The organism is Sporosarcina sp. SAFN-015, assembly GCF_051966875.1.
Taxonomy (GTDB): domain Bacteria; phylum Bacillota; class Bacilli; order Bacillales_A; family Planococcaceae; genus Sporosarcina.
In genome coordinates this window covers 362,852-387,691 of record NZ_JBQCKP010000004.1, presented here as the reverse complement: position 1 = coordinate 387,691, position 24,840 = coordinate 362,852, and the positions used below count along the sequence as shown (strand labels likewise).

Genomic DNA, 24,840 nt, shown 5'->3' with positions numbered 1-24,840 from the left:
CCTCCGCGCGTCCAAAGTGAGGCATCCCGCGTCCAAAGTGAAGCATCCCGCGACCAAAGAGAGGTATCTCGCGTCCAAAGCGAGTCGTCCCGCGTCCAAAGTGAGTCGTTCCGCGTCTAATGTGAGTCATCCCGCGTCCAAAGTGAGTCGTTCCGCGTCCAAAGCGAGTCATCTCGCGTCCAATAAAAACAGGAGAAGGAATTCATTTGAATTCCTTCTCCTGTTGTATTATATATCCACTTCAATTCCGATCCCAGCTTCCAACGCTTTCCGATATACACCCTGTGCCACAGCGAGATCAAAGTAGGCAGCTCCGACAGATTTGAAAAACGTAATTTCTTCATCGTCGGTTCTTCCTGAAGTTTGTCCAGTCACAACATCCATCAGTTCGCCATGCAAATCATCAAACGACCATCCAGGCTGCTCGTTTGCGTGAATCAATTCGCCGGCTTCCTCTTTGACACCTGCTTTGTCGTCGGTAACAATTTTGCCGCAGCGTTGAATGAACGTAAAATCCATTTCACGCATATGAGGCAAATAAGAGCCGACGCCATTGACATGTGTGCCAGGCTTCACATCATTTCCGTCAAATACCGGCGTATTCGAGCGGGTGCTGCAGCATATGATATCCGCTTGTTTGACTGCTTCGGAAACATTGTCCATAATTTCAATTTGAATCTTTGCATCAATACTGAAAGCGAGCAGCTTATCTTTGAACCGTTCTGCCTTAACTGTTGTCGGGTTGACGAGCAGCATTTTTGTAATCGGTCTAACTTCCAAAACGCCGAGAACTTGCTCAAATGCCATCGCACCAGTTCCAATGACAGTCAATACAGTCGCATCTTCTCGAGCAAGACGGTCGGTTGCGATTCCGCTAAGTGCTCCTGTCCGTAGCCTTGTTAAATACGAAGCGTTCATCATCGCGAGATGTTCACCGTTCTTCGCGTCTGTTACGAGAATGACTCCTTGTGTCGTCGGTTTTCCTGCAGCCGGATTTTCCGGGAAAATGGACACCGTTTTGATTGTAGCCGTTTCATTTACCAAATCCGCACCTGGCATGTACAGTACAGACGCGTTATGCTGCGGGAATTCGATGACGGTTCGATGAGGATTGGCGATTTTGTCATCCGCTTTTGCACGCAGAATCTGTTCGACGTCATATAGTGCCTCTTTCATCCCGTACGCTGTTTGAATCTCTTTTTCATTAATAATTAGCATGAAATCGCTCCTTCAATATTATTATTGATCGAGCGCTTCGTTTTTTCGGTCTTTCACAGCCCAAATAGCGATAAGGGATACGACCGCGGTGAAGATAATATAAAGCGCAACCGGAACATATGAATTGTTGAACTCAGCAAGCAGTGCAGTAGCGACAAGTGGTGCAGTCCCTCCAGCAAGGGCAGCTCCAATTTGATAGCCAAGCGAAATACCTGTATAGCGGACTTCCGCCGAGAAAATTTCAGAGAACATTGTGCCGAGCACTGCAGTAATTGGTGCCCAAATGATGCCGAGTCCGATGATTGTCGCAATAACGAGCAATGTGACAGATCCTTGTTTGATCAACCAAAAATATGGGAATGCATAAAGGATCATTCCAACCGCGCCCCATACATAAAGTGGTTTGCGTCCGACTTTATCTGAAAGTCTTCCCATGATCGGAATCAAAATCGTCGTGATAATTGTAGCGATCATGACGGCATTCAACGTCGCAGTCCTCGAATAGCCGAGATAGCTTGTCGCATAGGAAACAATGAACGTACCAAATATGTAGAATGGTGCCGTCTCGACAACTTTCGCCCCGATTGCAATCAACACTTCACGCCAATGCGTTTTAAATGTTGTGACGAGAGGGATTTTTGGGATTTCTCCACGCTCTTGGACTTCCTTGAATGAAGGTGTTTCATCGATTCCTTTACGAATCCATAATCCGAATAGGACGAGCAAAGCACTTAAGATGAACGGAACACGCCAGCCCCATGTCATGAACGAACCTTCTGGCAGCATTGTCATGATCGACAATGCAAATGTTCCAAGAACCATTCCGATTGTAACGCCCATTTGTGGGACAGATCCGAAAAGGCCTCTTTTTTCAGGAGGTGCATATTCGACTGCGAGTAAAAGTGCTCCACCCCATTCGCCGCCGATTCCTAAACCTTGAATAAGTCTAAGCGTAATTAACAAAATAGGCGCCCAAATGCCGATCGCCTGATAAGTAGGCAATAATCCCATTCCGAATGTAGCGATCCCCATTAGACTTAATGTCAAAACGAGCGTTTTCTTCCTTCCAATCCGGTCGCCGATATGACTGAAAATGATACCACCGAATGGCCGTATGAAAAAGGCGAGCGCAAATGATGCATACGCCAATAATAGACCAATTGTCGGGTCTTCATTGACAAAGAAGAGCTGATTGAAAACGAGCGCAGCGACTGTTCCGTATAGGAAGTAATCAAACCACTCAATCGAACTTCCGACGAGGCTTGCAACCAACACCCTGTTTAACTGTTTTTTCTCCACATTTTCTTCCCCCTTTGCTATAATTGAAGCATTACTTCAATTGAACGCTAAAAAAAATGAAAGCGCTTCACTGAAATATTGAAGTGTCACTTCAATTACATGTATGTCCATCATAGATTCACAATAATATTCTGTCAATAGGATTTTTAGGAGAATGCAAATGTCTGCAAATCATTTAGGAATAAAAATTAAAAAAATAAGAAAAGAGCGTGGCATGACACTGAAAATGCTTGCTGATCGAACAGGCTTTTCAATCAGCTTCCTTTCCCAGCTGGAAAGAGGGAAATCATCTGCGACGTTGGAGTCACTGAAAAAGATCTCAATTGCATTCGGTGTGAACCCAAGCTATTTTTTCGAGGAAGAAGAAACGGATAGCCGTCAATCGCTCATTATCGATCAACGGATGGATGCCCATCACATTTATTACAAAGATTTAGGGACGATGGTAACCGACCGTGATTTTGCACCACTATTAGTCGTTTTGAAGCCGGGGCAGACCGAAGGCAATCTTATTACGCATAGGGGACAAGAATTTCTGTATGTAATCGAGGGGACTCTAACCGTCCGTATCGAAGACGCGCTTTACGAATTAGGTCCGACAGAATCGCTCATGCTCGACTCCACCTGTCCGCATTATTGGTATAACTACACGGAAAGTGATGTAAAAATCCTCTGTGTATCATCGGAAATAAAAAATAAATGAGAAGCCGGAAGAGACGCAATCCGGCTTCATGCATATCTGTCACTTGCTTTGTCGAATGCAATAGTGTGTTTATTCGGTGTAGATACGAGTAGACTAATTGTCACGCCTACAAAGAACACGGTCGTATACGAAACGAATAGTTGTGTTGAAGATATGAGAATGCTTCCAATCGTAACGATCAGAATATCAAATGAGAAAATGACATATCCAGGGTTTAATTTCATGCGTCTTGCAAACATTTGAGCGAGTAAATCAGTTCCGCCTACACTAATTTCGTTGCGAAGCATCATCCCGACGCCTGCTCCAATAAAAATACCTCCAAGTGCAGCGCTTACAAGAGGGATAGTTAATACGCTCTTTCCGAAAATATGGATCGGGTACAGAAAATCTATCATTAATGAAGAAAATAGCAAACCGTGGATTCCATTATAAAAAAATGAACGATAAAAAAACCAAGCACCAATAAAGATGGGTATGTTCACTAACAGTAATGCCATGCCTACTTTTACATCACTCACATAATGAAAAATTAAACTAATGCCAAGAGCACCACCGTCCAATAATTCAAAAGGAACAAGAAATACATTCACACCGATCCCGACTAATAAGCTGCCAATTAAAATGATAATAGCTCTTTGAACGAAAATAAGGACCCCGCCTATTTCATGTTTTTTAGATGTATATGCTTGGACATTGCAAATCTTGATTCGAATCCATGAAAAAGCCGATTGCATCCAAATGGATGTAATCGGCTAGTAGTCATTCATTCATTATTTTTCACACGCATATCCGTCTTTGTCGCGGTCCATTTTAGCCTGGTAGGCTGCATGGCCTTCGGGAACACCGCTCGGATATTTCTTTCGCAGCTCCGTACAGTTTTGGAACCATTCCTGACTGGATGCAACATTCGTGCTCGGTGTCGATGCAGGTTTGCTAACGGTTGAATTCGGCGCGTTAGATGTAGTTGTCGTTTTGCCGGAATTTTTGGCAGGAACCACATCACTATCGAATCCTGAATCGGTCGCATAATCTTCGATCGACCAGATGCCTAGCCCTTTTTTCTTCGCCGCTTTCTGTGCTTCCTCGAAAGGCGTCAAATGACGGGTATTTGGCGGGTACACGTATGCAACGCGTGCTAACCCTTCCGCAAGCAATGTCTTTTGAACGCTTTTCCCATCGACGTAAACGTAAGCGAGCAATCGATCGTACTTATCAATTCGTTCACCGATATCAAATTCGAGAGTGAGCGCTCCGCTATTGACCAATTGCCGATTTCGCTCTTTCGCCTCTTCGCCGAAAGGCTGCTTGCCGAGGCGCGGATGATTCGTTTCAGGCGTATCAATCAATAAATAGCGAACGTTAATCTCCTGACCGTTATACAATACTTTGATCGTATCGCCATCGATCGTCTTCACCAACTTGACAGGAACTTGCGCCGTCGTACCGGACGTTTCGGTTTTCTTCGCCGGAGCCGGTTTTACAGTGGATGCTGGTTTCTTTACAATGGCCGCAGGAGTATTCTCCGCAGTGTCTTCTTTTTCCGATATTGAACTGTCTTCCTTAGGTGCTTTCTCTTCAGACGTTTCTTTTTCAACTTGCTCAGTAGAAGCTTTTTCATTCAGCTCTTCATCGTCATTTGGCGCTACGCATCCCCCGAGAACAAGTATTCCAACGAGTAATAAACCGATAAATATTTGTAACAAGCCTTTCAAATTTCCATCCTCCACAACTTGAAGACACAAAGTCCCCATTAGTCATTTGTTATTTGTTATTTTTTTATAACTTAGTTTCGAATAAACCATTACTAAAATCACTCTAGTATTATAGCAGAAAAGTTTATAGAAGAGGATGATAGAAAGATTAAAGAAAAAGCATTACCGATTATGAGCGCATTTCGCCAGTTTATGATGACACAAAAAAGACCATACACCCGTTGTAAAAGTGCATGGTCGATTTCAAAATTAATCACGATTCCAATTTTTTGGCCGCAGCCATGTTTCGGCATCGGCCTCCATTTTATTGATATTCCGCAAGTCAATGACGATTTGCTTCTGTCGTCTGCCGACATCCTCTGAATAAATGTCCATCATCGGATTGAGGCCGTCTGAAGTATCATCGAAATCCGTCGTCTCTGCAATTGCGTCTTGGCGATCCATCTGGCTATCCATAAAATTGTGTGGATCGGGAAAGACGTCATGGCGTTGTTGTTCGACTTCATCTAACTCCCTGCTTCGACGGGAAGCACGTTCCTTGGAAGGTGTGCCGCGGATTTGCGAAGGAGAAGAAAGATTGGCCGGTTTCGGTTCATATTCTGATCTATCATATAAAGCTTCTGCGCCGGCCCTGCCGAAAAGCAAGTTTTCACGTGCTGCTGGGGAGTTGCCCTCATATCCATCCGTCAACACGCTATCCCGATACTCGTTTTTGGGCAAGCCATCCTCACCGATGCCGACTGGCGAATCATCCTCCCTATTCAAACGTTCAGCTTCCGAAACGGGATGATTGAACGGGTTCGTTTCCGCCTTTTGCCGCTCCTCGTTAATTTCATATGCAGACTTTTCCGGTTCACCTTCCACATACAGCAGCCGTTTTCCTTGCTTGATCTCCGCCTCATATCGTCTTAAATCCGCTTCATCAAAACCGACTTCGACGAGCATGCTACGCACATGATTCTCTCCTGAAATATAGCCGATAAACCGATCGAGCCAATTCGAAGGGACAGATTGGATATCCTCGGACGTTCGGCGCCTGAGCAACTCGACATCTTCCTCGTTCCTCGAAATGACATACATATTTTCCGGATCAATCCCTTTTTCATCCAACTCCTCAATGGCGGCAAGCAGCGCCTCATCTGTATCGTACATCCCAACGAAGGTTTTTTTATTCATCAGTACTCACTCCTTATATCGTTTGGAAAACAGGAACAACCTACTTATGCAATACCCGAATCTTCAAAATGGGAAACGATTGCAACAAGTTCCACTTCCCGATTTTTAATGAAGTCGGACCCGATTTTGTTGTATGATAGAACGTATGGTTTTATTTTGATTCAGCGGAAATCCCTCTTTTATTGGTGTGGGATGAGTATAATTTATTTTGTTCCTATTGGAACCAGACTCCTGCTGAATCAAAATAAAGCCTCCGGCGGATGTCAGGGATTTTGTAGGGTGTTAAGGAAGGCAACCTAAGTTCGCCGCGTCCTGCGGCAACGGTTGCATGACCAACATCCTGTTGGCCTCAAGCGCAATTCAAAATCTCGACGCAATTACGCCAAGGCGAAATTGATTTAAGGAACGGAAAGGAGGATGTCATGATGAAGAAGAGCGAAGTGATGAGCTGCCGGCTCGATATGACACATCGGGCGCGCAAGGAAATCGGAAATTGGGCAATTGATGAAAATGAGCTCTTTTCGATGCAGGACAGCTTCACCGTCTACATTGAAAAACTTCCCGCAAAACAAGACAACATGACATTCTCCTTCTACTTCGGCCCGCAAGAAAATTCGCAGCTCGCCGATCACTTGAACGAACGGGTCGCTGTCATGGAATGCGTCTATAAAAACGAAGGTTTCCTCGCGACGAGCTTCAGAGTGAAAGGGCGTAAAGAGCCTGTACGGACGAATCGCCGACTTGGCGTCCGTTTGGCATTCGCAGTCAACCGGCGTACCGGCAGTCCAATGCCGATCCAGCTATATACGAGCCTTCGGGAGCTGCCGATCGCGCAAGAGCGTTCGGCATACGTGGAAAAACGGATTAAGAGCTGGGAAGGATATTTGCGGATTGAGGAAAAAAATGCGGACGTTGCGGATGTGACTGCCCATTTTTCACAACCAGTCGTCAATGAATCATTCAGTCAGCTGACGATCATATGCAGCGGGTTAGAAGCGAAAGATTGGGGCTCGATTACCGGTTTCAGTGCCAAGTTGAAAGGCTCAAGCGATGATCTCGGAACGGTCGTTGACGTAAATCGGGGAAAGCGGTCGGTTAAAATCGAGTTAAGTCGGAAACATCAAGCGAATGCTCGTCGCGGGTCTTTATTGCCAAATGGTATGCGAGAGATTGTTTTTAGTAATTTTGCCGAATTAAGCCAAATTCGAAGGCTACGAAAGGGATTCAAGGATCTTCAGGATGGCTTTGCGGCGAATGCTAATCTGGAGAAAGTGCTGTTCGAGGAACGGCCAGTCGTCCAAATTACGAATAAGCGGATAGAGCTCGATTTCCACCACCCGTTAAATGAGTTCCAGCGTGAAGCGGTCACTGGCGCGATGTCCGCGCATGATTTGTACGTCATACAAGGTCCTCCCGGAACAGGGAAAACGACGGTTATTTCAGAGCTATGCCACCAGCTTATGAAGGCTGGGCAACGGACGCTCGTCGCCTCGCAATCGAATTTGGCGGTGGACAATGCGCTCGGCAGGCTGCTATCCGATCCGGGTATCCGGATTTTGCGCTATGGACGGACAGAAAGCATTGAAGAGGAAGGAAAGCGGTTCATCGAGGAAAATGTCGCTTCTTACTGGCGGGACGAAACATTGGCTACGGTCAATGAACAGCGGGAGAAGCGTGCAGAACGGGAACAAGAAATCACTAATGAAATTGGACGTCTTGTGGAAGAAAAACAGCGTCTGTACGCAGAGCGGGAAGAAACGGAGCGGAGGATAGCTGAAAAGCACGCGGCAGAGAAGGAAAGTAAGGACGTCCATGAACAGGTGAACTCATTACAGCGTCTGCAGGCCGAACTTGAAGAGAAGCATAATTCAATCGAACGGCTAATGGAAGAAGTAAGCGATTCGCTGGCAACGCTGACGATTGAAAAAGATCGGCTGTATGAAGAAAAGGAAGCCGCTGCAATCAGTCCGGAAATGCATGAAGAAATGACTGAGGCAGAACTGGAATTAGGTGATTTCCGTAAAAAACTTCGTTATTTTCAGGCGGCTGAAGCGATTGAGTACGCGGAAATTGCTGTCCGTAGGCTGACGGAAGAATCTGCGATGCACAGATCGAAGGTGGGCTCCATGCCGCGATTCATCGAAGAACTTCCTGATGTCCGCAAGCTGCAAGAACTGGAAGCACTCTTCAAAGCGCACAACATGGAACCTTCTTTGCCTACAAGTCTTGAAATAAATACTCTTCGCCGTTTGCGCGTGGATATCCAAAACGGTGTCTATCCGTATGCGCTTCTCGAATGGAAGGAAGTGGCGGAGCGGCTGACGAATGGCATTACGCATGCGGAAGGGTTGCTTAAAAAGCATCATTATCCAGTCGAACAAGTTCGCAGCAAGCAAGATGAAAGATACAAAACGGCTGAAGAAATGCATGACATGCTTGATCAAATAGGCCGTTTCTTCGTGAAGCCTCAGACAAAGCAATTATTGGCAGCTCCAGCAAATGCTGAAAAAGCGGCTCTTTTGCATCGACTTGCCGATAATCTTGCCTATTTATACGGCAAGGCAGACGATGTGCGGAAAATCTCTGCGACGATCAAGGCGTCATCTGACAGAGAAGCAACGGGCAGATTCACTGCTTTGAAAAATGAGATTATGGACGAAATGAATGCTCAAGTCCGTGAAGTTGAAGCTGAGGTTATGGCCGCTGAACGGGCTATCGAAGAACATAAAGAACAGCTCCTTCAATTGAAGGAAGAATGTTCTGCACTCGCCGTGCATGTTGACGAGCATACGAACCGACAAGACGTTGAGAAGTCGATTGGTCATTTTGAAAAGACAATTGCCGATTTTGAAGAGCGGAAGGTGCTATTACGACGGATCGAGCAGGGGATTGAAAAGAATACGATCGAATCAAGTCAGTTTTCCGAACAGCTTGCGGCTTTACAGGAAGAGACTGCAGCCTTGCAGAACGATAAAGCTGAGTCGGAAGGGCAGATGAAAAGATGTAAAGAACAAATTCGCGCATTGCAGGAAATTATCGACTCTAAACCGGAAAAGCGGAAGAAGGAAGTAATCGAAGAAATCGATGAGAATTCCGCAAAAGCCGCTGAATTGCAGCGGGAGCTTGAACGGATGCCGGTCGCACGGATGTTGCAAGACGAGTGGAGCGAGATGCTTGCAGGGGCAGGGGAGTTTGATTTGGATGAAATCCGCAAGCTGTACGTAAAGCATGCGAATGTTATCGGGACGACTTGTGTTGCTTCCGCGCGACGTGATTTCATGGAGGATTACCCAGAATTCGACGTCGTCATTATCGATGAAGTGTCGAAAGCGACGCCGCCCGAGCTGCTGTTGCCGATGCTCAAAGGGAAGAAGATCGTTCTCGTCGGGGATCATCATCAGCTGCCGCCGCTCGTCGGACGAGAGACGATGGAGGAGTTCATTGAGGAAATCAAGGACGAAGCGGAAAAGGATGAACTGCGCGGCATGCTAAAAGAATCGCTGTTCGAGAGGCTATTTAGGACATTGCCGAAACAGAATAAAACGATGCTCGGCATTCAATATCGGATGCATGAGGAAATTATGGAGACGATTGCGCCATTTTATGTGGACGGTGAATACCGTCTGCAGTGCGGTCTGTCCGATTCGGATGCGGCACGGGATCATTTGCTGACGTCTAAGTATATTAAGCGAAATGATCATTTACTGTGGTTTGACATGCCGAATGAGCCTGCATTTTTCGAAGCGCAAGTGAAAGGTGGAACGAGTCTTTTCAATGAGGCGGAATTGGAAAAAGTCCGTGAGTTGCTGCTGGATATCGAAGAGGCGACCGACCTTGCAAAACGGGAAGGCAGGATGCACCCGGATGAGAAGAAAAGCGTCGGCGTCATTAGCTTCTACGGCGAGCAAGTGAAGAGGATCGATCGGCTTATCGAACAGGAAATCATGCCGAAACATTTGCATTGCCGGACGGGATCCGTTGATAAATTTCAAGGGATGGAAATGGATATCATCGTTTTAAGCTTCGTACGGAACCACCAGCAGCCAAGTGGAACAATCGGCTTCGCTGAAGACTACCGTCGTTTGAATGTCGCGTTGTCGCGCGCAAAGGAACTGCTGATTATCGTCGGCAGCTCGGAAATGTTCATGAACCGGCCCAAAAAATCGGCGACAAAAGCGATGTATACAAGGCTCGTGGAACAGGTGAAATTGCAAGGCGGATTCAAGGAGCCCGCCATTACAATGACTGATTGAACTTCATGAACGTTGAATGGGGTGGATGAATGGACGCATTGGAAAAACGGCTGCGCGATGAATTGCTGAGGGACCTGAATGTGAAATTGCTTGAAACGGTGAAGTGGTCATTGCCGATTCAGGTGATTGACGTCGAGTATGAAACAGTGAAGCGTACGAAAATGGATATTTTGATGAAGATGTTGTTAGTCGCTTTCCGCACTTCGCAGTTCGAGTCGGTTGATGAATTAAGTGACATGCTCGTCGTCGAACCGCTATTCATTCAGGATGTAATCGATCGGATGAACCGGGCCGGCATGATTACAAAGAGCGCCGGCGCCTTTACGTTGACGGAAACAGGAAAGCAGCAGCTTGAATCAGGCATTTACATTCAGCCGCCTGAGAAGGAGGAGTCGACGGTTTATTATAGCCCGTCGCATCATCTGTTTTTGCAAGGGGAGCCGACAGATGACGAAGGGGAAATGTATCGGCATGCTGCGGAACTCCGGAAGTTGAAGGATTTCAGTGATGATGAGTGGCGGAATGCACTCGATCAATTGGAAGTCGCTTACACGGACGGCAACGTGCAGCTTGTTGTCGAAGCAATAACGGCAGTCAAAGAGCTGGAACGAAAGTCAGCTTCCTGTATCGAATTTCGACTCCATCAAACCGTAGATGACCGACTGTATGTGCGCGTGTGGAACACGGTGACGGGCGAGTGGGACGAAACGCTTGAAAAGCAGATTATGGAGCAAGAGCTTTCGGAATGGCGAGAAACCTATCTATAAACAACACCCATGGAATCTATCGAGTTCCATGGGTATTGTTTGTCAACTATCAGAACTCGCCTCGACTTCATCCAACGGAATCGGTTTGTATCCGTCATATTGCCGTTCAACTGCAATTGGCTCTGCACTATGTTCTTTTTTCAACTTTCCATTCATGTAGAGCAGCAAAGCACCTTCCTGGACAGCGTCAAAATACCGTTTTGCTTCGTCGTTCGTGAAACCTGATTCTTTAAGGAGGCGGCGCACATTTTGTTCGCCAGCTAGAAACCCTATGAAATGATTAAATAGATTATATGGGGAATCCTCGCCTTCCTGCAGCGCATGGCTCCGCAGCTCATCGACCGCCAAATCGTCCTTCATGCCAATATATAAATCTTGTTCCTCCACACCTTCGTGCTTCAGCTCCATTATTTTAGACATTAATCGCTCTTGATTCGGAAAACTCCCGATAAACGTTTTATTCATCATTGTACCTCCTCTAACATCTTTGTCTTGGAAAATACCCTTGTTTCGTGAAAAGGAAACAACCAAGATTGCGGCCTTCCGTTAAAAACGTGAACAATAGGCGGTCCGGGCGACATAGTATAGGAGAAAGACTCGGTAGAGGAGCCAAGGGATTTGGAAATTTCGAAAGTGCATCAAAGTGAGAAGCCGAGCGGTTTTCCGGCGAATCAAGATCGGTTCGTCTGGAATCCGTATGTAGCGTTCATACAGGAGCAAAACGGGGTCAATGCGCAGCTGCTGGCGGCGATCGAGCGGTTGGAAATGCTTTGCAGCAAAATGTTGGATGTCGTTTCCCACCAGCAACATGTCCATCGGAACCGTTATATCCATTTGCGGGACAGGATTTGGGAAGTACATGAAAAGCTGAGAGCGGCATCCGACAGGCAGGACGCGATTCGAGACGAACTCGGTAAACAAGGGGAAGCCGTTTTTCGTTTGCGAAAAAGTTTCCAAAACCATCGGATGTCGATGCGTGAATTTACAATCCACCAATATGATGATTTGCATGACGTACTGGACATGCTTGATCGAATGAGCAGTCAACATGCAAAAATCGGCGAGTTGCAGGAGAAGGTGATCGACAAACTGGAAGCACATGATTTACAACGGAAGCGTGAAATGGAAGAAGTGGAGAAGTCTATCGAAAAAATCCTTCACGCAAAGAAAAGCATTGGCTTATTGCTTTCCACGTTGCCTCCAAAATATCCAATGCAACGAATCGTAGTCGAGGGCTTGACGGTCGACGTCGATCATTTGCTGAATGTAGATGAAAAGAAAGGAATTGCCTATTTTTCTTCCGCGACGGGCATTGTAACAGTGGCAATCGATAAGCTGGATGCAATTCATTGGTGAGGGTTATTGCTTTTCATTTCACAAAAAAGTTCAATTTGGGCGACAAGGAAAACGCCTTAAATTGAACTTTTTTTGTGCGAAACTATGTCCATTTGCCTTAATATCAAGAAAAAAACAAGGACAACCAAGCAGACGTCCTATATAAGATGAAATTGCAGTAATACAGTATAAGGACCCCTTGAAAGTCAAATGGGGTTTCTTTACTAGGAGGGGGGTGAACAAGCTATGAGCAACTTAACTAGCAATAGCAACAACGATCATATTTGCGCCTATTTATCGACATTGCCTAAAGGCAGCACGGCGATATCACAAATACAGGTCGATGATGTTTCTATTTTTGTGTCTACTTTTGTCAATCTTGACGAATTGGATAGTCTTGCTTATTTTAGCACTGGAACCTCAACAATCATCGTCGATTGTCGAAAGATATCTTTACTAATCTTCTAATTTAGGTAAATGGTGGACAAGCAACCCGGTTAAACTGTCCAGCCAATAAAAGGGGGTGTATAAAGATGATGAACAATCCCATTTGTAAACTGTTGGAGAACTTCACGATTACCCCGTTAATCCGGATTGTTGTGAGCGGTAACGAGCATTTTAATTTAACATTTACGAACATTGACAGTGAAAGGTCGTTAGCCTTTTTCGTGGATAATATAGGCAACCCTGTCGTCATAGACTGCAGTAAAATCTCACTCATCGAAATATGATGTTTCGAATGGGTAGCAACGGGCAGAGATAGCATCCAGCCTACTGAAAGTCCTCAAACCCTTCAATTATCATCAAACATAAAAGTGTCTCACCCCAAATCGGGCACTAAAAAACATAGAAAAGCCCGCAAAGCTAGGATCCAGCTTTGCGGGCTCGATTATTTATATTAAAATCGTTCGTCATCCCATTTTTTACGCATCGTAGGCTCATCAACGAATTCATCTTGCACGTCAACTTCACCGGATTGCTCGAAGCGAGCTTCTTCCCGTTTGACGGTTTCATTGACAGTTTCAGTATCTTCCACTTGCCGTTTTCCAACGACGATTTCTTCTGAAACATATGGTTTTTTCGTTACTTCAAGCCGCTCCTCGGTAATTGGTACTCGAATCGTTTCATCATCCTGCTGCATTTTAAATTCATTTACATCGGTTTCGTACTCATTTACAGGACGACGCTCGACGTAAACTTCTTCGCGCATGACAGGGACATCGAAGGATTGCTCTTCTTCGACTACATCTTTATGGAGAGTAACTTCTCCTCTTTCGACCTCTTCCTTGTCAACGCTAAGTCGCTCTTCACGCAGACGCATCTTTTCTTCCTGCATATTACGGTCGAATTGATCGGTTTCGTCAAAGCGGTTCTGCACCCCGTAATAGTTGTTTGGAGGCGTTTCATAATTAGACTCGTTGCGCAACGCTTCTCCGCCTACTCTTCCGTAGTTTTCGTCTATGCCTTCATACATATTGGAGTCTTGGAATGCTGCAGAAGAAGTGTTGCCATAGAGCGGTCGGTCTAATTCATTTTCTTCATACTCTGAAACGCGATTTCCGCCTAAGTTCGGATCGACATTTGCGTTATTGATGCCGAAGCTTCCATCAGTTCTCGTGTGAAGTCGATTCAGTTCGCCTTCATCAACATATAGCAGCTTCCCGCCATTTTGAATTTCAGTGTAATAATTGTCCATATCGCCATCCGCTACACCGGCTTCTTTCAGCATGCTGCGGACGTGGTTTTCACCAGTTAAGAAGTTCATGAAACGATCGAACCAAGATTCAGGTGTCGTTTGCACATCACCATACTTCATTCCTTGAAACATCGTTACATCTGAATCATCTTGCGCAATGACATAAATATTTTCACCATCGATGCCTTGATTTTTCAAGTCATCTATTTTTGTCATCAATTCCGAGTCGTTGTGATACATTCCGATAAATTTTTTATCATCCATGTAGAATCTCTCCTTCTCTTTGATTGATGGTACTGTCATATAAATACCCAATCTATCAAGTTGAAAACTTTTTCACTGAAAGACTCGCTATGCAATCAATTAAGAATATACTAAAATTGATAGAATAGGGGGAGAAAATCATGCAGAAAAAAATTGCAGTTTTTATACTAATATTTTGTTTGTTCATCACTATTCATCAAACAGCTGTCGCTGCGGAGCCTAAGGAGTCATTAGGAAAAGCTGAAACGGTACAATATGCGATCAGTGTTCCAGTAACTAACATATGGCGTGTGCCAAATAGGACGCGCAAAATCGACACTGTTTCAATTGCAGCAAAGCCAGATATGGCGAAATGGACAAAAAGCTTAACAGTGGCGGATAAAAATTGGCTCATTGGCCGGACTGACACGCAAGCTTTGTATGGAGACCGTGTGGAAGTGTTGAAGACGAGCGGAGACTGGCATTATATCGCAGTCGTCGACCAGTTTAATAAAGGCCAGGCGAAAGGCTATGAAGGATGGGTGCCGAAGTCGCATGTAAAATCGTATTCCCCGACAAATGGAGATGCAGGAATTGCGGTCGTTACGTCAAAAATTGCTTCGTTATACATTGAACCGAAACTCCATGACAAATATAAATTCATAGATATTAGTTATACGACAATCCTCCAAGTGGCAAAGGAGGAAAAGGACTGGCTTCAAGTACAGACGAAGACGGACGGCTTGAAATATGTTCGAAAGAGCGACGTGAAAGTATACGCAGATTTTAAATCCATTCCAAAACCGACGCAACAGGATCTTGTTGATAGTGCAAAGCAGTATATTGGTCTTCCTTATTTATGGGCAGGGGTATCTGCATATGGATTTGATTGCTCAGGGTTAATGTATTCAGTCTATAAAAATCACGGCATCCTCATTCCGCGCGATTCTTCAGTCCAAGCGACGAATGGACTGGCGGTGAAGCGAAAAGATTTACAGCCCGGCGATCTGCTATTTTTCGCTCATAATAAAGGAAAAGGGAAAGTGTATCACGTCGGGATGTATATCGGCGACGGCAAAATGGTCCACGCTCCTAATTCATCTAAGAAAGTTGAAATTATTAAGTTCGACATAGGCACGTATAAAACAAACTACGCCGGCGCGCGGAGATATTTGAAATGAAATGCAGATGAACGGCCCTTTCCTGAAGCGGAAAGGGCTCAGCCTGTTGACAAACGCTCGCATCCGTTGTTGCTCGTGTCGCTCGTCCGCTCATGAACTTTAGTTCTATTCGCGTCTTCGCTCCACTTCGCGCCTAGGCTGACAAGCGTTTTCAATCAGGCTGAGGGATATGGCTATTAATCGTATTTATCCCTAAAATTGCGCTCAAGAAAGCGATTCCGCGCTCAAGAAAGCAGTTTAGCGCTCAAGAAAGCAGTTTGGCGCTCAAGAAAGCAGTTCCCGCGCTCAAGAATGCGGTTCCGCGCCCAAGAAAGCAGTTCCCGCGCTCAAGAATGCTGCTCTGCGCTCAAAGAACACCAGATTTACCTTTCAAGTTCTACATTCTCTCGCGAATCATTATAGTGTAACAACGCCATGGGAGGGATGCTGTGTTAATTGATGGGGTGTTTGCAGGTGGCGGATTGAAGGGGTTTGCTTTGGTCGGTGCGTATCAAGCGTTGGAAGAGAAAGGTTATCAGTTTAAACGGGTGGCGGGAACGAGTGCAGGAGCGATTCTTGCTTGTTTCATCGCCGCAGGCTATTCCGGCAAGGAAATCGAGCAAATGATGCAGGAAGAGGATTTGCAATTATTGCTCGACCCGCGCCAGACGATCCTTCCAATACCATTCATGAAATGGCTGTTGCTCTATTGGCGCATGGGTCTATATCAAGGAAATGCTCTCGAGGACTGGTTTTTCGAAAAGCTGTCTGCGAAAGGGATTTACAATTTTGCCGATGTGCCGCCGGGATCGCTCAAGCTAGTGGCGTCTGATCTAACACACGGAAAGATGATCGTGCTGCCAGATGATCTAGTCCATTATGGCATTGAGCCAGGAATGTTTCCGGTAGCCCGCGCATTACGAATGAGCTGCAATATCCCGTTCTTTTTTGAACCTGTCCGCTTCAAGGCGCCGACAGGGGAAAAGATCGTCGTCGATGGAGGAGTGCTGAGCAATTTCCCGATGTGGATTTTCGATGATGCGGAAGGAAGACGGGAACGTCCTTTAATTGGCATGAAGCTGAGTCATCGGAAAGATGATATGGGCGGCAGAGATATTAAAAATGCGCTTAACTTGTTCGAGGCATTGTTTTCCACGATGAAAAACGCGCATGACGACAGGTATATTTCCCGGAAGCACGAAAAGGACATCATTTTCATCCCCGTTGAGCAATACAGCGCAACCCAGTTCAATATGGAAGATGAACAAAAGGATGCGCTCATGGCAATGGGGCATTCGCGCACGAATGAGTTTCTTCGGACATGGTCCCATTCAATGGAAGAAACCCGGAATTTCAGATTGATTATCTAAAGCAAAAACCGCCTGCACATTTGTGTAGACGGTTTTTTCATCTTATAATCTCTTGAAACTATGGAATTTCGATTTCCAATAGCTATTGTTTAAGCTTGTAATTTGCGAACTCTTCCCGCCAGCATGGACGAACTTATTGTTTCCGACATAAATGCCGACATGAGAGATCCCTTTACGATATGTGTTTTGGAAGAATACTAAATCACCTGGTTTAGGCTGGCTCACTTTTTTCGATTGAGCGTATTGTCCTAACGTATCCCGGGCAACTGATTTGCCGGATTTCTTGTAAACGTATTGAACAAAACCGCTGCAGTCGAAACCTTTCGTCGTTGTTCCGCCGAAACGATATGGAATTCCTGTCAATCCAGTTGCACGTTTGACGACGTTGTCTGAAAGCGCAACATTATTATTGCTCTTCGCAACAGATTTTTTTGTTAATAAAGTGCTGAGTGCCCAGCCTGTTTTACCGTTCACTTTCACTTGATACCAAAGGTCTTTGCCGATTTTCTTTTCATTTACGTATGTGACTTTTGTACCTTTTTTCGCTAATAAGAGAATTTTATGGTTTGTTCCTGCTCCTGAACGGATATTAACATTATATGCGGTTGAATATGTACCGGTATGTGCTGATACGGTTTGTGATGAAGGAGCACTTGCCTCCGCATCTGCTGCCGTAAATCCAAATGCCAATGAACCTGCTACGAATAACGATAAAGCAACTTTCTTCACACTATTCCCCTATCTACCACTGATCTTTGATGGTTTTGTATTTTTATATTTCTTGTTGATCACCCTTCCAATTGTAGAGCCCTAATATTACAGGACAGGGGCAATGATATTACAAAAACATTACATCGAGACGACGTTTATTTAATAAAAGTATATACTAGAAATAGAGGTTAATATTACCTGAAATGAAGAAAAACGGTTGAATGGACGATATATCCATTTAGCCGTTTTTTTTATGCCCAAATATTACGCGCTCCATAAAAATAATGTACGTTTCTTGTCGTAACACTTATCTCTAATTAATAAGATGTTAGTGATTCGTTGGTCATTTCAATCAAAGTTCCCGACAGAAAGTAAAAAAATATTTCAAATGAAAGAAGGGATGGATGGGATGAAGAGGAGATTAATGCTTCTAGCTGCTTTTCTGTTGATGAGTATTTTCCTGCTAGCGGCCTGTTCGGAAAAAGAGGAAAAGACGGATGTTGAGACAAAAACCGAGGAAGAAACGACAACAAGTACGGAAGGCAAAGAAGAAGAGAAAGCAGAAGAAAAAGATCCTGTTGAATTAACGATGTACAGCTGGCGCCCAGAAGACCGGGAAGCATATGAAAAATTCATCAAAGAATTTGAGGTCCAAAATCCAGGCATTACAGTCACATTCAAACCGTATAAGTCAACGGAATACGGAACGATTTTGACGAATGCACTTACAGCAGGGCAAGGTCCGGATATTATCCAGCTACGCCCATATGAAGGGGCCGTCTCCATTATTGATGGCGATTTCATCGTTCCTTTGGATGATATTAAAGGGATCGATGAAATTTCCGAAGAGTATTTAACTGCGGCAAGAGGCACGGACGGGAAAGTGTATGGCGTTCCATTATCGTTGAATGCCGGTGTCATTTTTTACAATAAGGATGTGTTTGAAGAGCATGGATTCGACTTGCCGACAACGTGGGATGAGTTGTTAAAAGTCGGGGAGGAGATGAAAGCAAAAGGTATCGTTCCGATTGCTCAAGCAGGAAAAGCAGCTTATTTGCTGTCGCTTACCCATAGTGTCATCGGTGCAACGTCATATGATCAAGCATATATCGATGATTTATTGAGTGGAAACGCGGATTTGACTGATGAGCGTTTCGTCGAGTCGGTGAAGCGTATGGAACAATTGGAAAGTCTATTCCCGAAAGACTTCATCGCTTTGGATGATAAAGATACGCAAGCGATGTTCTATACAGGGCAAGCGGCGATGTACATTAACGGAAGCTACCGTTTGGAAACATTTGAAAATACAGCTCCGGATTTGAATATCGGAATCCTTCCTTCATTTGCGAATGAAGAAGGCGGAGAGACACCGCTTGTCACATGGGTCGATGGCTCTTACGCAGTCGTCAAAGCATCCAAGCATCAAGAGGAAGCGAAAAAGTTCATGGAATTCATGGCTTCTAAGGAATTCGGTCAAATGTTCAGTGATGAACTGGCGCGTATTAGTGCAATTCCTGGAGTCGAGCCGAACCATGAATTAGTGAAAGAAATGACAGAGCTAGGCGAAAAGAATCCGACACCTTACTTGATGCTCGTCTACTTGGGCGGAGGTTCACCGACGACGAAAACGACCTTTGAAAATGCATTGCAAGGAATGTATATAAAGGAACTGACAGTCGACGGCGTCATCGATGAATCACAGAAATCGATGGATAAGTGGTTTGAACCAGTGAAATAATTTGACGGAAATCAGCTGGTAGACGGGACTCCGCCGGCTGATTTTTTTGAAATGCAGAGGGGGAAATTCGATGGTAATGAAGGAACAAGTGGCAGAAGTAAAAGCTTCACACAAACCCTCCAGGAATAAAAGAAGTATGAAGAGGCATTTTTTGCATTTATTTTTACTACCTGCACTAATTTTTTACGTAGGCTTTCAAGTGTATCCAATACTTGCTGCCTTCGTGAATAGCTTCTATTCCTTTAAAGGGATGGTGAGGCAAGACTTTATCGGCTTGGAAAATTTCATCCGGCTGTTTACGGAAGAGCCGTATAACACCATTTTCACAAATGCATTTTGGCATAACATCATTTATTTCATCGGAACTGTCGTGACGAAGCTTGTATTAGCGTTCGCTTTGGCTTTATTAATCAATAGCAAAATCAAAGGAAGGGAATTTTTCAAAGCCGTCTTTTTCATGCCGAAATTGTTATCCGTCATCGTCGTCGGCTTCCTATTCAGCTTAATATTGAACCCGACAAACGGGGCGCTGAATAGTTTTTTGAAGATGGTAGGGTTGGCTGAATGGGCGCATCCATGGCTAGGGGATCCGAAAACGGCGTTGTACACGATCATTCTCGTAAATAGCTGGTACGGAATTGGATTTGCGATTCTCATTTTCCTCGCAGGACTTCAGGCGATACCGGAGGAGATTTACGAAGCGGCCAAAATCGATGGGGCGTCTGGGTTGAAAATGCTATTTCGGATAACGATTCCGATGGCGATGCCGTCCATTATGATCATGACGATTTTGACATTTATCGGTTCATTTGAAACGTTTGAACTTGTGTTTGCGATGCAAGGCTCTTCCGGTGGACCTTATTATTCAACAGACGTATTAGCACTGTTTTTCTACCGGTTGGCGTTCGGATCTGTTGATGGTGGGGATGCGATTGGGCTTGGTTCTGCACTTGCGGTCATTCTATTCTTAATCATCTGCACTGCGACCGCCATTTCACTTTTCTTCTTCAAGAGGAAAGAAATCGAACAATAATGGGGTGTAAGCATGTCAAAAAATCTTAAACAATTTATGAAGTATCCGATTTTGATTGTGTTCTCGCTCATTGCCCTTTACCCGATATTTTTAATGTTCCTATCGTCCGTTAAACCGAATCTTGAAATACTGACAGCACCTCTTTCGTTTCCGAAGGAATTTACGTTAGAAAACTTCGCTGTCGTTTGGGAAAAAGTGAATTTCGATAGCTATGTATGGAACAGTGTGTATGTTAGTGCGTTGTCCATCTTCTTTATATTATTCTTTTCGTCATTGGCTGCATTTTACTTGTCCCGCTACGACTTCAAGTGGAATCCATTTATCCTGTTTTTCTTCATGCTTGGACTTATGATTCCTATGAAACTAGCGATTTTGCCGCTATATATGATGATGTTGAAGCTAGGCCTCTTAAATTCGCTTAACTCGCTCGTCATCGTCTATATTGCAGGAAATGTGCCGTTCGCCGTCTTCGTTTTTTACGGGTTTTTCAGGTCGCTGCCGAAAGATTTGGATCAGTCAGCGCGGCTAGACGGGTGCAATGAATTCCAGATTTATTACAAGATCATTTTGCCGCTAATGAGGCCATCATTGGCGATTGTTGGAATCGTCAACTTGATCGGTGTATGGAATGACTTTTTCTATCCGTTGATTTTTATTCATGATGACGCGAAAAACACGATACCGTTAGGAATGCTTTCCCTTTTCGGCGAGTATGACACCCAATGGAATTTGTTGTTTGCAGGATTAACGATTTCGTCGCTTCCGATGATTGTCGCGTTTTTATTAGCCTCCAAACAGTTCATTGAAGGTTTAACGACAGGTGCTGTGAAATGAAGAAATGGATTACATTCGACTTGGATGGGACACTTATGCAAAACCCTTTCGTCCGTTATGTATTTCCAGAAATTGAAAGACGAATATTGCTTGAAAATAATTTACTGGATAACATCATCGGAGACATCGTGCTAGAGCATGAAACACGTTTAAAGGACGGAAGGACCAAGGATGCATATGATTGGGACGATATTGTTAGGCATTATGTGAATGCGAATGGCATGCAAGTGTTTATTAATGTAGAAGAGATTTTGAAAGAGTTTTGCGTGGAACCGAATGTTTACTTGCTGGAAGAGTCAGTTTGCGATGTGCTGGATGAACTGCATCAACGAGGGTATTCATTGGCGGTCGTCACGAACGGCTTTACGAAATATCAATTGCCGGTCATGGATGTATTGAAGTTGACGAGGCATTTCGATTTGATTGTCACCCCTGAGGAAGCGGGATTTGCGAAGCCGGATAAAAGGGTGTACAGCTCCGTTTTGGAGCGCGGTGAAATTGTTGCACATGTAGGAGATCGAATCGACCATGATGTCATATCTGCAAATGAAATTGGTGTTCGTTCCATTTGGATATGTCGTCATTTGCCGGATTCATTGAAAGAGCTGGTGCCATCTGAACGAAGGGGGCTGCTAGCAATCCAAAATATTGTGTTGCAAAAGTTGGAAAGGGAAACAAAAAAGCGTTTTGATTTGCTTCCGATAGAGGCAATACCGCAAGAAGTGATTGGGAGTCTTTCAGAATTGCCATCCGTTATAAGTAAGTGAGAGAGGTGCGAATTAATGGCAGAGTTGATTTTGGAACATATTTATAAGGAATTCGATAAGAATGTAACGGCTGTGTCGGATTTTCATCTGCATATTGAAGACGAGGAGTTCATCGTATTTGTCGGCCCCTCCGGATGTGGAAAGTCGACGACGCTTCGAATGATTGCAGGGCTAGAGGAAATTACGTCTGGAAGCATTTATATTAACGGAAAAAAAGTCAATGATGTGGCGCCGAAGGACCGGGATATCGCCATGGTGTTTCAAAACTACGCCCTGTACCCGCATATGACTGTGTATGGAAATATGGCATTCGGTTTAAAGAACAGAAAGTTTCCGAAGGCAGAAATCCACGACAGGGTTATGAATGCAGCAAGAATTTTGGGGTTGGAGGAGTTATTGGAACGAAAACCGAAGGCGCTGTCCGGGGGTCAACGGCAGCGGGTTGCGTTAGGAAGGGCGATCGTCCGTGATGCACAAGTGTTCCTCATGGATGAACCTCTCTCGAACTTGGATGCAAAACTGCGTGTTCAAATGCGGGCAGAAATTGCGATGCTTCATCAGCGGCTGAAAACGACGACGATCTATGTGACACATGACCAGACGGAAGCGATGACGATGGCGACAAGGCTTGTTGTTATGAAGGACGGGTTCATCCAACAAATCGGCTCCCCGAAGGAAGTGTATGAATATCCGGAGAATGTGTTCGTCGGCGGATTCATCGGTTCGCCTGCTATGAACTTTTTCACAGGCGTTGTCGGTGAAGGAATCTTCACGACAGGGAATACAAAGCTATTCATCCCAGAAAGCCAGATGGAAATGCTCCGCGGCTTGGGCTATATCGGCAAAGAAGCGATGATCGGCATCCGACCGGAACATATAGAAGAGGCTGCAACCGGCGGTGATGGCGGGATGAAATCGGTTGTATCTGTCCAAGTCGATGTATCCGAGCTGACCGGTGCTGAAACGATGGTCTATTCCAGTCTGGAAGGGCAGAACTTCGTCGCACGTTTAAGTGCGGAAACGTCAATCCGTCCTGGTGAGCAAGTGAACCTTGCGTTTTCAATGGGTAAATTCCATTTCTTCGATAAGGAAACCGAGTTGCGTATTCGTTCTTCCTGAAAATAAATATCAAAAATAGTTTGATAATCTAAAAGGGAATTTCATAGCTTCGTCGAATCTCTATTGGTAGCAACGAAAATACCAATAATAGAGAGGATGAACGATTGGATGAAAGTCCTGAAGTATGTAGCCGCCAGTTTAATGGCGTGCGCAATGTTTTTCCAAGGGGTGGGAGGGCACACGGCAGCTGCACAAACTGGCGAGGATCCGACGATCCGGATCGGCGTTGTGCCGACCGTCGGTTCACTGACGATCGGTGGGCAAGGCGCATTTGAATTGATCGATAAGTACACAGGCGAGGTATTATTTACCGGAATGGATGAAGAAGTGTTCGTTGAATTGGGCTCCGCTTCAACCGTTCAAACTCACTACCGTCTGCAAGTCGCTTTCACGACGAGTCAAGCATATTTAGATGATTGGCTTCGACGGGCGCATGCAGAAGGGTATCCGACGTACGCCGAAGATTATAACGGAGGCTGGCGTTTGTATCTCGGCGAATTTGCGACGGATGCATCATTTGCAGAAAGGACTGCATTCAAGGATGAAGTAGTCGCAAAAGGATTGGCTGCGAGCGATGCATTTTGGAAAGTCGTAACGATTGCAGAAGGCGAAACACAATTGAAAGTGAAGAAAAACGGGGAAGAGAAGGAGACTTCGAATCCTGTTCAAGTTTTGGCGCCGTCCGGATTTGTTAAGATCAATGGACAAACGTATCGTGGACTTGCGGAAGTCGGCTTCAATAGCAGCGGAACGTTGGCGGGGATTAATGAATTGAGCATCGAGCAATATTTATACGGTGTCGTTCCTCGTGAGCTTCCGCCGGTTCCATATGCGGAAGTGGAAGCACAAAAAGCGCAGGCGATTGCAGCGCGCACATATGCTTTATCCAATATGGGTAAGCGGAGTGCGGACGGCTATGATCTATTGCCGACAACTTCCGATCAAGTGTATGGAGGATTTAGTGCGGAGCATCCGATTTCCAATGAAGCTGTCGACGGTACAAGAGGGGTTGTCGCGACGTATGAAGGAAAGCTCATAACAGCGGTCTTCCATTCTACGAGCGGCGGTTTCACGGCGAATAATGAAGATGTATGGAACTCGGAAGCGACTCCTTATTTACGAGCGAAGCATGTAGCACAAAAAGGGAATGACCTGAAATACGTTCCGGCTCTTGATATTTACAAGGAAACAGGCGCAGGGGAATCATTGCGTGAAGTGAAGACAGGAGATTTCGAAGCGAATTGGTCCAAATATTATCGTTGGCATTTCGAATGGACGGCAGAGGAAATCAGTGAAATCGTTGGAACCTACTTCAATACAGAGGTCAACCAAGTGCTTGAAATCAATGTAACAGAACGTTCTAGCTCGGGTCGCGCAGCTGTCATTGAATTCGTCACGGACAACGGTACGTTTTATGAATACAAGGATCGCATCCGTTGGGCGCTCCAATATATCGATGCGAACGGCAATCCGGCGGTATTGTTAAGCACATTGTTCATTATTGTGCCTGTCGTTGATGAAGAAACGAATGAGACGATCGGATTCAAAGTGGACGGTGGCGGGTGGGGTCATGGCGTTGGAATGTCCCAAGTCGGTGCAGTCGGAATGGCTGAAAAAGGATATACGTATGATATTATTTTGAAGCATTTCTACACGGGAATTGAATTAGAAACAAGATATTAATTCAACGGAAAAAAAGGCGGTAG

General features: G+C 45.0%; 22 protein-coding genes. 14 read left to right on the top strand and 8 right to left on the bottom strand.

The features are described 5' to 3' along the window. Window positions 1-228: 228 nt before the first annotated feature. Window positions 229-1,218, bottom strand: coding sequence for an ornithine cyclodeaminase family protein (locus ACTHPA_RS09940; RefSeq protein WP_440500042.1), 990 nt, complete (start codon window positions 1,216-1,218; stop codon window positions 229-231). A 21-nt stretch (window positions 1,219-1,239) separates the two neighbouring features. Beyond that, window positions 1,240-2,517: an MFS transporter gene (locus ACTHPA_RS09935; protein WP_440500041.1), complete on the bottom strand. Its 1,278-nt coding sequence runs from the start codon at window positions 2,515-2,517 to the stop codon at window positions 1,240-1,242. Between the two features lie 160 nt (window positions 2,518-2,677). Between ACTHPA_RS09935 and ACTHPA_RS09930 the strand changes: the two genes are divergently transcribed. Then, window positions 2,678-3,220: a helix-turn-helix domain-containing protein gene (locus ACTHPA_RS09930; RefSeq protein WP_440500040.1), complete on the top strand. Its 543-nt coding sequence runs from the start codon at window positions 2,678-2,680 to the stop codon at window positions 3,218-3,220. A 26-nt stretch (window positions 3,221-3,246) separates the two neighbouring features. Here the strand turns inward: ACTHPA_RS09930 and ACTHPA_RS09925 are convergent, their stop codons facing one another. The 3 genes from ACTHPA_RS09925 to ACTHPA_RS09915 form a co-directional block, all read right to left on the bottom strand. Continuing rightward, the gene (locus tag ACTHPA_RS09925) at window positions 3,247-3,954 is read right to left on the bottom strand and encodes a YitT family protein (RefSeq protein ID WP_440500039.1); all 708 of its coding nucleotides are present in this window, start codon (window positions 3,952-3,954) and stop codon (window positions 3,247-3,249) included. Between the two features lie 36 nt (window positions 3,955-3,990). Then, entirely contained in the window at window positions 3,991-4,971 is a 981-nt protein-coding gene (locus tag ACTHPA_RS09920) for a thermonuclease family protein (protein ID WP_440500038.1), read from the bottom strand. Between the two features lie 210 nt (window positions 4,972-5,181). After that, entirely contained in the window at window positions 5,182-6,108 is a 927-nt protein-coding gene (locus tag ACTHPA_RS09915) for a general stress protein (RefSeq protein WP_440500037.1), read from the bottom strand. A 422-nt stretch (window positions 6,109-6,530) separates the two neighbouring features. On the opposite strand from ACTHPA_RS09915, the gene ACTHPA_RS09910 reads away from it, so the two are divergent. Continuing rightward, window positions 6,531-10,361, top strand: coding sequence for an AAA domain-containing protein (locus tag ACTHPA_RS09910; protein WP_440500036.1), 3,831 nt, complete (start codon window positions 6,531-6,533; stop codon window positions 10,359-10,361). Window positions 10,362-10,390: 29 nt separating this feature from the next. Beyond that, window positions 10,391-11,128, top strand: a complete 738-nt coding sequence (locus tag ACTHPA_RS09905; RefSeq protein WP_440500035.1) for a hypothetical protein — start codon at window positions 10,391-10,393, stop codon at window positions 11,126-11,128. A 42-nt stretch (window positions 11,129-11,170) separates the two neighbouring features. Here the strand turns inward: ACTHPA_RS09905 and ACTHPA_RS09900 are convergent, their stop codons facing one another. Then, window positions 11,171-11,593, bottom strand: a complete 423-nt coding sequence (locus ACTHPA_RS09900; RefSeq protein ID WP_440500034.1) for a general stress protein — start codon at window positions 11,591-11,593, stop codon at window positions 11,171-11,173. Between the two features lie 153 nt (window positions 11,594-11,746). Here ACTHPA_RS09900 and ACTHPA_RS09895 point away from each other — a divergent pair, with 153 nt between their 5' ends. The 3 genes from ACTHPA_RS09895 to ACTHPA_RS09885 all read left to right on the top strand — a co-directional run bounded on the left by ACTHPA_RS09895 (window position 11,747) and on the right by ACTHPA_RS09885 (window position 13,194). Next, window positions 11,747-12,484 carry a hypothetical protein gene (locus ACTHPA_RS09895; RefSeq protein ID WP_440500032.1) on the top strand — a complete coding sequence of 246 codons (738 nt, stop codon included), beginning with the start codon at window positions 11,747-11,749 and terminating at the stop codon, window positions 12,482-12,484. Window positions 12,485-12,709: 225 nt separating this feature from the next. Further along, window positions 12,710-12,931 (top strand): hypothetical protein, encoded by a 222-nt coding sequence (locus ACTHPA_RS09890; RefSeq protein ID WP_440500031.1) that lies wholly within the window; start codon window positions 12,710-12,712, stop codon window positions 12,929-12,931. A gap of 65 nt (window positions 12,932-12,996) precedes the next feature. Beyond that, a complete protein-coding gene (locus ACTHPA_RS09885) occupies window positions 12,997-13,194 on the top strand; it encodes a hypothetical protein (RefSeq protein ID WP_440500029.1) in 198 nt (65 codons plus the stop codon). Between the two features lie 167 nt (window positions 13,195-13,361). Here the strand turns inward: ACTHPA_RS09885 and ACTHPA_RS09880 are convergent, their stop codons facing one another. Then, on the bottom strand, window positions 13,362-14,423 hold the full coding sequence (locus tag ACTHPA_RS09880) for a YsnF/AvaK domain-containing protein (protein WP_440500028.1): 1,062 nt from the start codon (window positions 14,421-14,423) through the stop codon (window positions 13,362-13,364). Between the two features lie 140 nt (window positions 14,424-14,563). Between ACTHPA_RS09880 and ACTHPA_RS09875 the strand changes: the two genes are divergently transcribed. Continuing rightward, window positions 14,564-15,583 carry a C40 family peptidase gene (locus ACTHPA_RS09875; protein WP_440500026.1) on the top strand — a complete coding sequence of 340 codons (1,020 nt, stop codon included), beginning with the start codon at window positions 14,564-14,566 and terminating at the stop codon, window positions 15,581-15,583. A 428-nt stretch (window positions 15,584-16,011) separates the two neighbouring features. Further along, on the top strand, window positions 16,012-16,932 hold the full coding sequence (locus tag ACTHPA_RS09870) for a patatin-like phospholipase family protein (RefSeq protein ID WP_440500025.1): 921 nt from the start codon (window positions 16,012-16,014) through the stop codon (window positions 16,930-16,932). A 42-nt stretch (window positions 16,933-16,974) separates the two neighbouring features. On the opposite strand, the gene ACTHPA_RS09865 is transcribed toward ACTHPA_RS09870, so the two are convergent. After that, entirely contained in the window at window positions 16,975-17,661 is a 687-nt protein-coding gene (locus ACTHPA_RS09865) for a C40 family peptidase (protein ID WP_440500024.1), read from the bottom strand. A gap of 391 nt (window positions 17,662-18,052) precedes the next feature. On the opposite strand from ACTHPA_RS09865, the gene ACTHPA_RS09860 reads away from it, so the two are divergent. The 6 genes from ACTHPA_RS09860 (at window position 18,053) to ACTHPA_RS09835 (ending at window position 24,817) form a co-directional block, all read left to right on the top strand. Then, on the top strand, window positions 18,053-19,381 hold the full coding sequence (locus tag ACTHPA_RS09860) for an ABC transporter substrate-binding protein (protein WP_440500023.1): 1,329 nt from the start codon (window positions 18,053-18,055) through the stop codon (window positions 19,379-19,381). Window positions 19,382-19,451: 70 nt separating this feature from the next. Continuing rightward, window positions 19,452-20,414, top strand: coding sequence for a carbohydrate ABC transporter permease (locus ACTHPA_RS09855; RefSeq protein ID WP_440500022.1), 963 nt, complete (start codon window positions 19,452-19,454; stop codon window positions 20,412-20,414). 12 nt (window positions 20,415-20,426) lie between these two features. Beyond that, a complete protein-coding gene (locus tag ACTHPA_RS09850; RefSeq protein WP_440500021.1) occupies window positions 20,427-21,248 on the top strand; it encodes a carbohydrate ABC transporter permease in 822 nt (273 codons plus the stop codon). Next, the gene (locus ACTHPA_RS09845; protein ID WP_440500019.1) at window positions 21,245-22,015 is read left to right on the top strand and encodes an HAD family hydrolase; all 771 of its coding nucleotides are present in this window, start codon (window positions 21,245-21,247) and stop codon (window positions 22,013-22,015) included. The genes ACTHPA_RS09850 and ACTHPA_RS09845 overlap by 4 nt, the downstream gene beginning before the upstream one ends. 15 nt (window positions 22,016-22,030) lie before the next feature. Then, window positions 22,031-23,134 (top strand): ABC transporter ATP-binding protein, encoded by a 1,104-nt coding sequence (locus ACTHPA_RS09840; protein WP_440500018.1) that lies wholly within the window; start codon window positions 22,031-22,033, stop codon window positions 23,132-23,134. Between the two features lie 108 nt (window positions 23,135-23,242). Further along, window positions 23,243-24,817, top strand: a complete 1,575-nt coding sequence (locus tag ACTHPA_RS09835; protein ID WP_440500016.1) for a SpoIID/LytB domain-containing protein — start codon at window positions 23,243-23,245, stop codon at window positions 24,815-24,817. The last annotated feature ends 23 nt before the right edge of the window (window positions 24,818-24,840 follow it).